Here is a 10,697-nt window from a genome sequence, read left to right as displayed (position 1 = left end):
CGACACCCCGAGAGGTTCCGCCGCCGCCCGTGCACACCACAACCGCCCGCAACCGTCGGAATCAACAACAACCGACTCCAGACAGCTTGACATTGAGCGTGCGCGCGAAATAGACACCGAAACGGTGGCGAATCCGCGCGCATACGACGAATGCGCGCGCGTTTGCGGCGGACCCCAACCCGGCCGCACTCCCACGCCCCCAGCACACAAAAAAACTCCCCACCCGACGGATCGGGTGAGGAGTTCTTGGCGGTGGCGGAGGGATTTGAACCCTCGGAGGGGGTGAACCCTCACACGCTTTCGAGGCGTGCTCCTTAGGCCGCTCGGACACGCCACCGCAGAAGACTGTACCGGAATGACGGCCTGAGGCTAAATCGCCTGCTCAGCACATAAAACTAGTTGCCGGTGAGCTTGTCCTTGATGTTCGACGCTGCGTCCTTGACCTTCTCGACGCCGTCCTTCACTGCGGCCGACGTCTGATCGCCCTTGCCCTCTGCTTCGAGGTCCTTGTCTCCGGTGGCCGAACCTGCGGCTTCTTTCGCCTTGCCGCCGAGGTCTTCGGTCTTGTTCGAGATCTTGTCGCCGAGTCCCATGAATGTCTCCTTCGCAAGTTCGGAGCGCAGCGTTGCGCTCTGCCCTCCACCCTCCACAAAATTGGACATCGGGGCCACCGTGTGACGAGATCGTTATCTCTGGCGAGCGAAGAACCTGGTCAACACTTCGGCGCATTCGGCTTCGAGTACCCCGCCGCGAACCTGAGGGCGATGAGTGAGTCGACGATCCCGCACGACGTCCCACAGCGAGCCGACGGCTCCGGTTTTGGGTTCCCACGCGCCGAACACCACAGCGCCGACGCGGGCCAATACCAGCGCCCCCGCGCACATCGTGCAGGGTTCCAGCGTGACGGCCAGGGTGCAGCCCTCGAGTCGCCAACCGTCACCGTGCACCGCCGCTGCTCGACGCAACGCGATCACTTCCGCGTGTCCGGTGGGGTCGCCCGACGCCTCCCGCGCATTGCAGGCCCGGGCGATCTCGCGTCCCGAGGCGTCGAACACGACGGCTCCGACGGGTACATCGGCATCCGATGCCTCGGCCGCGGCCGAGAGCGCTGCGCGGATCATGTCCGCGTCGGACACCACCATCGGTCAGCGTCGCAGCTTGTTCACCGCTGCGGCGAACTCGTCCTCGAAGCCCAGACGTTCGGCGATGGACTGCAATTGCTCGTCGGGGTAGTCGTCGGTCTCGGCGACGATGATGCCCAGCACGGCCTCGGGTAGTCCGAGGTCGGCGAGCAGGGCGAGGTCGCCTTCCTCGTACGGTTCGATGTCGTCGAGCTCGTCGGGGTCGACGTCGGGGATCTCGATGTTCAACGCATCGAGAACGTCCGCAGCAATTTCGTAGTCCACTGCGGCGACCGCGTCGGACAGCAGCAGGCGCGTGCCGTTCGGTGCCGGACGCAGGATCACGAAGAATTCCTCGTCCACGTCGAGCAGCCCGAACACGGCACCCGAGCTGCGAAGTTCACGCAATTCGGTCTCTGCCGCCGACAGGCTGGTCAGTGCATCGTCGGACAGCGGCGTCACGGTCCACTTGCCGTCCTCTCGGACAACTGCAACGCCGAATCCCTCGAGGTCGTCGTACTCCGATGCGGATGCGCGATTGTCTTTCGCGCGCTGTGCGGCCATGCGCGCAACGGTAGTCCGGTATGGGTCGGTATTCGAAGTCCACCTCCCATCGACAGCACCCACCTGTGCCAATCTGATCGGGTGACTTCTTCCTCGGTGTGCGTTCTCGGTCTAGGACTGATCGGTGGATCGATTCTGCGCGCAGCACACGGTGCCGGCCGTCAGGCGTGGGGATGGAACCGATCGGCCGACGCGATCGCCGGTGCTACAGCCGACGGATACGACGTCGGTACCGACCTGACAGCTGCTTTGACCAGGGCATCCTCCGAGGATGCGCTGATCGTCATCGCCGTTCCGATGCCCGCTGTCGATTCCATTCTGGCCGCCGTCGCCGAGCACGCACCCTCGGCTCCGCTGACCGATGTGGTCAGCGTCAAGGCCGAGGTCGCTGCCGCTGTGACTGCTCGCGGACTGCAGGCGCGCTATGTCGGCGGGCATCCGATGGCGGGCACCAATCATTCGGGCTGGTCTGCCACCGACCCCACGCTGTTCGCCGACGCGGTGTGGGTGGTGTCCACCGACGCCGGAGTCGACGCGGACGTGTGGGTCCGCGTGGCCCGGCTCGCCCTGGACTGCGGTTCGGTGGTGGTGCCGGCCGAGAGCGTCGAGCACGATCGCGCCGTGGCCCGGATCTCCCACCTACCGCATCTGCTGGCCGAGGCACTGGCGATCGTCGGAGCGGCCGGCGGACCGTTGGCGTTGGGCCTGGCTGCGGGCTCGTTTCGCGACGGGACGCGGGTGGCGTCGTCGTCACCGAATCTCGTCCGGGCGATGACCGAGGGCAACGCAGCCGCGCTACGGACTGCACTCGACGAAGCGATGCATGCGCTCACCGCAGCGCGCGAAGAACTGGACAGGAACTCGACGAAAACGCTGGTCGACGCCGGAAACGCAGCGCGGCTGCAGTACGAGCAGCATCAGCGTTTCGAGATCACCGACATCACCCCGGGCGCGCCGGGGTGGCGAGAAAAACTGCAGGACGCGGGTCGACGCGGCGGCGTCGTGCGTCAGATCCGTTCGGCCAGTCCGGGGTAATCGAGAACGAATCCCTCGGCATCGACCGTGACGGACGACGTCGACACCGGCGAGATGACGTGGATGCCCTCGGAACCACTGCTGTAGGTCAGCGTGGCCTCTTGGATGCTGAGGTCGAGGAGATTGACGTACACCGTCGGCACCTCGAGGTCCTGGACCTGGGTGTGCAGACCGAAGCGACGGATCGGCAGCGTGTTGAAGAACGGGCTGAGCACCATGTCGACGTCGAGAGCGCCGCTGTAGGTCGAGCGCTGGTGGCTGGCGCTGTTCTCCACCATCCAGTAGCCCTCGTCGTCTCGGCTCACGGACGCCTGACGGTCACCGGATGCGAGCGAAGTGCGCACCGACAGCCGCTTGGTGACGCCGTATTCGTCGGTCACCAGGTCGTAGGAGGCGCTGAAAGCGGGATGATCGGCACACGCGGCACCGATGATGCGTCCGGCAGCCTTGATTCGGTTGCCGGAGAGCTGAACGCGCACGGACTCCATGCGCGGAACATCGTGGGCTCGCCACGTCAGGATCGAGGGCCAGGTTTTGGCGTCGGTGGAGTCGGACGCAGGGACGGAGGCATGCTCGGCACCCGATGCTTGAGTGATCACCCATCTACGGTAGGCGACGAGCCCCCCTCGAGAACAAGCGGACGTGCCTTTTCCCGCACATTACTTAAGGTGATGACCGTGACGACAGAGAACACAGGCGGCGGGCAGTTCGATTTCGCACATTCCGAACAGGCTGCCAAGAGTCGACAGGACAAGGCGACGGCATTGGCGCGCTATGTCTGGGATCGCGGTATCACCGGAGCCGAACTGCTCGACCTCACCGACGCCGTCCGCAGGAAACTCGCCCGCGCCGCCGACCTGCACCCGCCGAGCACGATGGAAACGTGGACCATCGTGGCCGAGCTGCTCGACCGCAAATCCGCCTGGGCGGCCGAACACCCCGGTCACGACGGGGCGACGCCCCAGCACGCCGACGAGAAGATCATGTGGGTCAAGCCGCCCATCACTCCCTGGACGTGATCAGCCGGTCACCAGGCCGATCTCACTGGCGATAGATCTCCACGTGGGCACCGGTGACCACACCGAGAGTCGACGTCGGCTGGTCCCAGCTCGAACCGCAGTTACCCGACGCCTGACCTGTCGGCACGAAGTATCGGCTCGACGAGGTGTAGGGACCGACCGCCAGGAACGGAACGGCGGCGGTGACATGAAAGCCCCAACATTCGGTGATCAGTACGTACTCCCTCCCCGGAGGCGCACCGGTGTCGTGACACGTTGCAGACGCGCCGAAGGCATCGTGGGCGATGGAGCAATCCTGAGTGTCAGCATGGGAAACGCCTGCGCCGATGATTGCTGAAAAGGCCAGACCTGAGACGACGACGGTGGCAACTCGTGTTGCCGCTACAAATGTTCTTCTCATACAGGTCATTTCGCTGGGGACCGACGACGCGTTACGAAAATCAGACCAGCGAGTCTTCCCACGCCTCGTGCAGGTGCGCGAAGCGTCCCTCCCCCGCGATGAGATCCTCGGGAGTTCCGTCCTCGACGATGTCGCCGTCGGACATGACCAGAACGCGATCCGCAATGGCCACCGTCGACAGGCGGTGCGCGATGATCAGCGCCGTTCGCCCCTGCAGGATGGTCTCGAGTGCACGCTGCACCAGCCGCTCGCTCGGGATGTCCAGACTCGATGTTGCCTCGTCGAGCACGATCACCGACGGCGCCGCGAGGAACACCCGCGCGAAGGCCACCAATTGCCTTTGCCCCGAGGACAATCGGCCACCGCGCTTGCGTACGTCGGTATCGATGCCGTCGGGCAGCGACGCGATGAACTCGGTCAGTCCGACGGCGTCGGCCGCAGCCCGCACGTCCGCATCGGTCGCCGTCGGGCGTCCGAGACGGATGTTGTCTGCCACCGAACCGGAGAACAGGAACGACTCCTGCGTCACCATGACGACGTTGCGGCGTAGGTCCTCGTCGCTGATCTCCCGCATGTCGATGCCGTCGAGTCGCACGGCTCCGGCCGTCGGATCGTAGAAGCGCGCCAACAGCTTTGCCAGTGTCGACTTTCCGGCTCCGGTGGCCCCGACCATCGCGACCACCTGACCTGCGGGTACGTGCAACGAGAACTCGGGCAGCACAACGCGCTCGGAGCCGTAGGAGAAGTGCACGTCATCGAACGTGATGTCGCCTTTCACGGTTCCGATCTCGACCGGATTCTTCGGCGCGATCACCGACGGTTCCTCCTCGAGCACACCGGAGATCTTCTCCAGCGCAGCCGCGGCGGACTGGTAGGCGTTGAACACCATCGCCAACTCGTCGAGCGGCCCGTAGAACCGTCGGAGATACAGCACGTAGGCCGCAAGCACGCCGATGTCCATGTGGCCGTTGATCACTCGCCAGCTACCGAACACCAGGATGATCGCGAGCGTGACGTTGCCGATCCAGCGCACGATGCCGGTGTAGCTCGCCATGCCGCGCAACGCCGCGGTGGTGGCGTCGCGATACTCCGAATCCTCGGTGCTGAGAATGGCGTCGTTGCGGCCCTCGCGTCTGAACACCTGTACTGCGCGAATGCCGCCCATCGACTCCACGAAGTGGACCACAACGCGCGCGATCGCCACCCGTGTTCGACGGTATCCCTGACGTTGGCGACGCTGCGACCACCGGGTGACGAGCACCAGCGGAACGAAGCCGGCCAGCACGATCAACGCCATCGGCACATCGAGATACACCAGGATGATCGCGATCGACACCATCGACAGGATGGCCGTCAATGCATCGTTGAGCGCACTCTCGAGCAAGGTCTGCAGAGACTCGACGTCGCTGGTCAGTCGCGAGATGAGCCGTCCCGAGGTGTATTTCTCGTGGAACGACAGGCTCAGCTTCTGTGCATGATCGAACACCCGGCCACGCAGGTCGTAGAGGATGTTCTGGCTGAGCCGCCCCGAGACGGTGAGAAACGCATAGGTGGTGAACATTCCGAGCAGACCGAAGCCGGTGTAGCCGCCGACCGCCCACAGCAACGGACCCCAATCGCCCTGCCCCGCAGCGCCGACGCCGTTGTCCAGTGCATAGGCGATGAACAGTGGGCCCGCCACGTAGGTGATGTTGTCGACCAGGATGATCAGGAACGACAGCAGGGCCTGCTTCTTGTACGGGCGCACCAGTGATGCGAGCAAACGACGAGAACGTCCGGCCAGCACCAGGTTTCCGGTGGCGTCGACCTCGGATTCCTCCCCGCCGACGCCCCGCCAATCCTCGGTGGCGCTCTGATCACTCATGGACCGACCCCATCACCTCGCGGTACCGCGGCGACGACGCCAACAGTCCCTCGTGTGTTCCCTGCTCCACAATTGTTCCGTTCTCGAGATAGAGCACGCGGTCGGCCAACGCAGCGGTCGACGGCCGGTGTGCCACCAGCACTGTCGTCGAATGCGCCAACACGCGCCGCAACTCCTTCTGCACTTTTGCTTCGGTGTCCACGTCGAGCGCGGACAGCGGGTCGTCGAGCACCAGCACCCGTGGCTTGCCCAGCACGGCGCGCGCCAACGCGAGCCGTTGCCGCTGTCCGCCGGACAGGCTCATGCCCTGCTCGCCGATACGAGTGGCCAACCCCCACGGCAGCTGCTCGACGAAATCCGTTGCGTGCGCGATCTCCAACGCCTCCGCAATCTCCGCGTCGGACGCACCGGGAGAACCGAGCGCAATGTTCTCGCGCGCACTGGCCGAGAACAGCACCGGATCCTCGAAGGCCACCGACACGATGGAACGCAGGTCCGACAACCGCATCGAGGCCACGTCGATACCGTCGATCGTGATGGACCCCTCGGTGACGTCGAACAGCCGAGGAACCAGGTTGGTCAGTGCGGTCTTTCCGCTGCCGGTGTTACCGACGAGCGCAACGGTCTCCCCCGGCTCGACGACAAAACTGACATCGGTGAGCAGCGGCGAGGACGCGTCGGGAAAGGTGAATCCCACGCGGTCGAATTGCACTCGGCCACGGATTCTTTCGGGCAGTTCGACGGGATTGTCCGGATCGGTGACGGTTTCGGGAGTGTCCATGATCTCCCAGTACCGATCCGCTGCTGTACGTGCATTGTTCAGCTCTGCCAGCAGGTAGCCGAACGACTCGATCGGCCACAACAGGAACGTGACGATGGCGATGGCCGCGACGAGCGTGCCGACCGTCATCGTGCCCTGCACGATCGAGTACGTCCCCACGGCCAGAATCGCTCCGATGGTGATCGGTTGCAGCCCGACGATGACGGCCCAGATGATCGCGAGGTAGCGCACCTTCTTCAGCTCGGTTCCGCGAAGAGTACGAGCCTGCCGAAGAAACTGCTTGCCCAGGTGCGCACTTCGACCGAACGCCTTCAGGACGCGAATGCCCTGAATGGATTCCTCGACAGTCGTCGTGACATCGCCCGCCTGATCCTGGGCGTCACGCGCTACGACGCGGTACAGCGTCTCGAACTTGGTGCAGGCGATCACCAGCGGCACCGACGTCACCAGCATGATCAGCCCCAATTGCCAGGACTGCACCAGCAATACGCCGATACCCACCACGAGCGTGACGGCGTTGATGATGATGAACGGGCCGATGAAGGCCATGAACCGGCGCAGCGAACCGAGATCGGCGATGGCGCGCGAGAGCAGCTGCCCCGATTCCCAACTTTCATGCGCCGCAACCGAGAGCCGTTGCAATTTGTCGAATACTGTTGCACGAGCGGTGATCTCGAATTGACTCGACGGCCTGGACACCAGGTAACGCCGCACCCAGATGCCGGCCGCGTCGATGGTGCCCAACAGCAGGATCAACGCTGCGGGCCACCAGACAGCAGAGAAATTGCGATCGGTGATGGGTCCGTCGATCACGCGCTGTATCACCAGAGGAATGACCAGACCGGTCAGAGTCGCGATGAGCGAAACCACGATCGAGCCGATGTAGAACCACTTGTACGGGGCCAGGAACGGCGCAAAACGCTGCAGTGAGCTGGGCACCTTCGCCGTGTCCGGGTATGGCTGATCGCGGGTTCGGGTTTCGGGATCGAGCACACCCGTAGACACAGTTCTTCTCCTTATTGCTGTGCTCGAATGATTTCATTGCACAGGCTCAGTTTCCAACCGATTTTTCGGCGCTCGCATTCCAGTGTGAAACCTCGAGCTAGGTCGAGGTCAAGGCCGACCACTCTCGAGTACCGTAGGACCGTCGGGCGAGAGAAGGGCATACGTGAGCGCACGGTCGATGGTCGGGTTGTTCGCGGGAATCGGCGGGCTGGAGCTGGGGTTGGCCGAGGCGGGCTGGTCGACGCAGTTGCTGTGCGAGGTCGATCCCGGAGCCCAAGCCGTCCTCACCGCCCGCATGCCCGACGTCCCCCTGCACAGCGATGTCACCACACTCCGCAGCCTGCCCGCCGACACCGAATTGGTAGCAGCAGGCTTTCCGTGCCAGGACCTCTCCCAGGCAGGGCGCACCGCGGGCATCACCGGCGCCCGATCCGGCCTGGTCGACGAGGTCTTTCGGCTGGTCACGCGGCGGCGCGGCCCACGCTGGCTACTGATCGAGAACGTGCCGTTCATGCTGCAACTCGGCCGCGGGGCCGCCATGCGGCACATCACCGACGCACTCGAAGATCTCGGTTACATGTGGGCCTACCGCGTCGTCGACGCCCGAGCGTTCGGATTGCCGCAGCGTCGGCAGCGGGTGGTGATGTTGGCCTCGCGCACCGACGATCCGCGCGAGGTGCTGTTCTCCCAGGATGCAGGCCCGTTGCCCGACGGCGATCCAAGCACCCAGCCGTGCGGGTTCTACTGGACCGAGGGAATCCGGGGACTGGGCTGGGCCGTCAACGCGGTCCCGACGCTCAAGGGCGGGTCGTCGCTCGGCATTGCCAGTCCCCCTGCGGTGCGGTTGCCGTCCGGGGAAATCGTCACGCCCGGCATCATCGGGGCCGAGCGTCTGCAGGGCTTCGATCCGGACTGGACGCTGCCTGCCGTCCAGCATCCCGGCGTCCGGAGTGGGCATCGTTGGAAGCTCGTCGGCAATGCCGTCAGTGTGCGGATGGCGTCATGGGCCGCGCGCGCGCTCGACGACCCGAAGCCCTACGACGCCTCGAACGATGTGGCTGTTCTACCTGGCCAGGCCTGGCCGACAGCAGCCTGGGGACGCGACCGGACGACGTTCAGGGTGACGATCTCGACCATGCCGGTGCACGAACCCTACGAGGATTTGGCCGGCTTTCTGGACGACTCGAAGCTGCTCTCCGCTCGCGCGACCGCCGGTTTTCTCAAGCGGGCCCGGGCCGGCAGCCTCCGGTTCGCTCCGGGATTCCTCGACGATCTCGACGCCCACCTCGAGCGTATGGGCGGGTACGCCGAGCGGGTTCCGGTGTGAGCGCTTCCCGGCCGATAACCGATGCGAAAACCAGCGCGAGACTGAGCAAGCAGAAACGCCGCGACACCAAACCGGAGGTGGCCCTGCGGCGGGCACTGCACCGGCGAGGTCTGCGGTATTTTGTCGATCGCGCTCCGCTGAAGGGCATGCGGCGTCGAGCAGATCTGGTGTTCCCCAAACGCAAAGTCGCGGTCTACGTTGACGGTTGCTTCTGGCACAGCTGCCCGGTGCACGCGACCAAGCCCCGCAACAACGCTCAGTGGTGGGCCGACAAATTGGCCGCCAACGTCGCCCGCGATCGCGACACCGATGAGAAGCTCCTCGCGGAGGGCTGGCGCGTGGTGCGCATCTGGGAACACGAAGATACCGCCGTCGCCGCCGACCGCGTTGAGAACGAACTCCAAGCTGAATAATCTGGGTCATTCCGCGGGCTCCACTCCCGCCTGAAACCATTTCGAGCCCGCGCGCGTCCAACCCCATGATCGGTCGGTTCGAGTTCGGGGGAAAACAGTGCGCAGAAATTGGTTGCTCGCGGTGGTGGCGCTGGCGATGTCGGTATCGACGAGCGGCTGCGCGGTGGTGTTGCTCGGCAGCGCGTTCCCCGCAGGCAATTCGTCGCCCACCGGCAATTTTTTACCGCAGAACAGGTACGGATTCGAGATGTCGGAGTCAGACCGGTATCTGGCCGACACGGCAGCATTCGTACGCAGTCTCGATCCGTGTGGCTTTCTCACCGAGGACGATCTCGCTGCCCTCGGCACCGTGGTGCAGCTCCGCCCCGACGGCGAGTTGAGCACGTGCTCGGCCAGCCTGAACCCTGGGAGATCGAGCGCCACCGACTCCGTCTCGATCGATCTGAACGGATATCAACCGACGTCCGACGACCCGGACTACGAGCAGATCACGATCGGTGACGAACAGGTGTATCTGGACAACTCGTCGCAAGGGTCGTGCCGCATCGGGTTTCCGCTCCGCGAGGAGTTCGAGGGCTCCACCCCGGGGCCCATGGACGGCTTCCTCACCGAATCCGGCCGCGGCTTCGCCACGATCGACGTCTATCGCGCCGACGCGGACGCCTGCTCCGCAGCAAAGTCGGCGACCGAGACCGCACTGCGTCTGTTGGAGGATCCACCGCTGCGCGCCGATTCGAAGTACAACCTCCCGCTTGCCTCGAGAGATGTATGCGCCGTCTTGGAACACTTGCCCGCAACCTGGACGGTGGACCGCTGGAACCCACCCTCCGATCCGTACCGTTGCCACTTCACGGCGTCCTCGGCAACGTTCGAGGACAACGTGGCGATGCTCGACGTCACTCTCGACTACATCGACGGTGACATGCGTTCGAATGACCGCAAGACCGTCGAGCAGGGCGGCTACACCGTCGAAACACGCGGCTCGGAATCGGCGTGCTTCGCGGACATCGTGTTGGGCAACCCCGTGCTCGGTATGCCCGAGAAAGACGACACTGCCGCCCTCTTTGCCCGCACGGTTCCCACACTGACCGTCCTGACCGACCAGTGCGAGTCCGCGGTCGCACTGGCGGTGGCAGCTGCCGATGTACTGACTGGCTAGCCTTGATCG

The 10,697-nt window shown here is 64.6% G+C and carries 12 protein-coding genes and 1 tRNA gene; 5 read left to right on the top strand and 8 right to left on the bottom strand.

Annotated features, from left to right (window positions below):
• Positions 1 to 247 precede the first annotated feature (247 nt).
• From CH305_RS11060 to CH305_RS11045, 4 genes are all read right to left on the bottom strand, one after another.
• Positions 248 to 337, bottom strand: a tRNA-Ser gene (locus CH305_RS11060).
• A gap of 58 nt (positions 338 to 395) precedes the next feature.
• Positions 396 to 593 (bottom strand): CsbD family protein, encoded by a 198-nt coding sequence (locus CH305_RS11055; RefSeq protein WP_032404959.1) that lies wholly within the window; start codon positions 591 to 593, stop codon positions 396 to 398.
• Positions 594 to 686: 93 nt separating this feature from the next.
• Entirely contained in the window at positions 687 to 1,142 is a 456-nt protein-coding gene (locus CH305_RS11050; RefSeq protein WP_032379928.1) for a nucleoside deaminase, read from the bottom strand.
• Positions 1,143 to 1,145: 3 nt separating this feature from the next.
• Complete coding sequence (locus tag CH305_RS11045; protein WP_008712456.1) at positions 1,146 to 1,685, bottom strand: tRNA adenosine deaminase-associated protein; 540 nt, start codon at positions 1,683 to 1,685, stop codon at positions 1,146 to 1,148.
• A 63-nt stretch (positions 1,686 to 1,748) separates the two neighbouring features.
• Here CH305_RS11045 and CH305_RS11040 point away from each other — a divergent pair, with 63 nt between their 5' ends.
• Positions 1,749 to 2,720, top strand: a complete 972-nt coding sequence (locus tag CH305_RS11040) for a prephenate dehydrogenase (RefSeq protein ID WP_094703705.1) — start codon at positions 1,749 to 1,751, stop codon at positions 2,718 to 2,720.
• Here the strand turns inward: CH305_RS11040 and CH305_RS11035 are convergent.
• Positions 2,693 to 3,208, bottom strand: a complete 516-nt coding sequence (locus CH305_RS11035; protein WP_032380655.1) for a putative glycolipid-binding domain-containing protein — start codon at positions 3,206 to 3,208, stop codon at positions 2,693 to 2,695. The two genes, CH305_RS11040 and CH305_RS11035, sit on opposite strands and share 28 nt — an antisense overlap.
• Before the next feature lie 189 nt (positions 3,209 to 3,397).
• Between CH305_RS11035 and CH305_RS11030 the strand changes: the two genes are divergently transcribed.
• A complete protein-coding gene (locus CH305_RS11030) occupies positions 3,398 to 3,739 on the top strand; it encodes a hypothetical protein (protein ID WP_149407214.1) in 342 nt (113 codons plus the stop codon).
• A 22-nt stretch (positions 3,740 to 3,761) separates the two neighbouring features.
• On the opposite strand, the gene CH305_RS11025 is transcribed toward CH305_RS11030, so the two are convergent.
• The 3 genes from CH305_RS11025 to CH305_RS11015 are packed head-to-tail and all read right to left on the bottom strand — an operon-like array spanning position 3,762 to position 7,789.
• Positions 3,762 to 4,139: a hypothetical protein gene (locus CH305_RS11025; RefSeq protein ID WP_230592581.1), complete on the bottom strand. Its 378-nt coding sequence runs from the start codon at positions 4,137 to 4,139 to the stop codon at positions 3,762 to 3,764.
• A 40-nt stretch (positions 4,140 to 4,179) separates the two neighbouring features.
• Positions 4,180 to 6,003, bottom strand: coding sequence for an ABC transporter ATP-binding protein (locus CH305_RS11020; RefSeq protein WP_094703704.1), 1,824 nt, complete (start codon positions 6,001 to 6,003; stop codon positions 4,180 to 4,182).
• Complete coding sequence (locus CH305_RS11015; protein ID WP_094703703.1) at positions 5,996 to 7,789, bottom strand: ABC transporter ATP-binding protein; 1,794 nt, start codon at positions 7,787 to 7,789, stop codon at positions 5,996 to 5,998. The genes CH305_RS11020 and CH305_RS11015 overlap by 8 nt, the downstream gene beginning before the upstream one ends.
• Before the next feature lie 178 nt (positions 7,790 to 7,967).
• Between CH305_RS11015 and CH305_RS11010 the strand changes: the two genes are divergently transcribed.
• The 3 genes from CH305_RS11010 to CH305_RS11000 all read left to right on the top strand — a co-directional run bounded on the left by CH305_RS11010 (position 7,968) and on the right by CH305_RS11000 (position 10,688).
• Positions 7,968 to 9,116: a DNA cytosine methyltransferase gene (locus CH305_RS11010; protein WP_094703714.1), complete on the top strand. Its 1,149-nt coding sequence runs from the start codon at positions 7,968 to 7,970 to the stop codon at positions 9,114 to 9,116.
• Positions 9,113 to 9,529 (top strand): very short patch repair endonuclease, encoded by a 417-nt coding sequence (locus tag CH305_RS11005; RefSeq protein ID WP_094703702.1) that lies wholly within the window; start codon positions 9,113 to 9,115, stop codon positions 9,527 to 9,529. The genes CH305_RS11010 and CH305_RS11005 overlap by 4 nt, the downstream gene beginning before the upstream one ends.
• 97 nt (positions 9,530 to 9,626) lie before the next feature.
• Positions 9,627 to 10,688 (top strand): hypothetical protein, encoded by a 1,062-nt coding sequence (locus CH305_RS11000; RefSeq protein WP_094703701.1) that lies wholly within the window; start codon positions 9,627 to 9,629, stop codon positions 10,686 to 10,688.
• Positions 10,689 to 10,697 lie beyond the last annotated feature (9 nt).

Source organism: Rhodococcus sp. 15-649-2-2 (assembly GCF_002258645.1).
Taxonomy (GTDB): Bacteria; Actinomycetota; Actinomycetes; order Mycobacteriales; family Mycobacteriaceae; genus Rhodococcoides.
The sequence above is the reverse complement of the archived record's forward strand: the minus strand, read 5'-3'. Positions and strand labels throughout refer to the sequence as shown.

Coding starts and splice junctions, on each gene's coding strand:
- CH305_RS11010 (WP_094703714.1), top strand. CDS start 7,968: ATGGTCGGGTTGTTCGCGGGAATCGGCGGGCTGGAGCTGGGGTTGGCC.
- CH305_RS11025 (WP_230592581.1), bottom strand. CDS start 4,139: ATGAGAAGAACATTTGTAGCGGCAACACGAGTTGCCACCGTCGTCGTC.
- CH305_RS11035 (WP_032380655.1), bottom strand. CDS start 3,208: ATGGAGTCCGTGCGCGTTCAGCTCTCCGGCAACCGAATCAAGGCTGCC.
- CH305_RS11020 (WP_094703704.1), bottom strand. CDS start 6,003: ATGAGTGATCAGAGCGCCACCGAGGATTGGCGGGGCGTCGGCGGGGAG.
- CH305_RS11045 (WP_008712456.1), bottom strand. CDS start 1,685: ATGGCCGCACAGCGCGCGAAAGACAATCGCGCATCCGCATCGGAGTAC.
- CH305_RS11055 (WP_032404959.1), bottom strand. CDS start 593: ATGGGACTCGGCGACAAGATCTCGAACAAGACCGAAGACCTCGGCGGC.
- CH305_RS11050 (WP_032379928.1), bottom strand. CDS start 1,142: ATGGTGGTGTCCGACGCGGACATGATCCGCGCAGCGCTCTCGGCCGCG.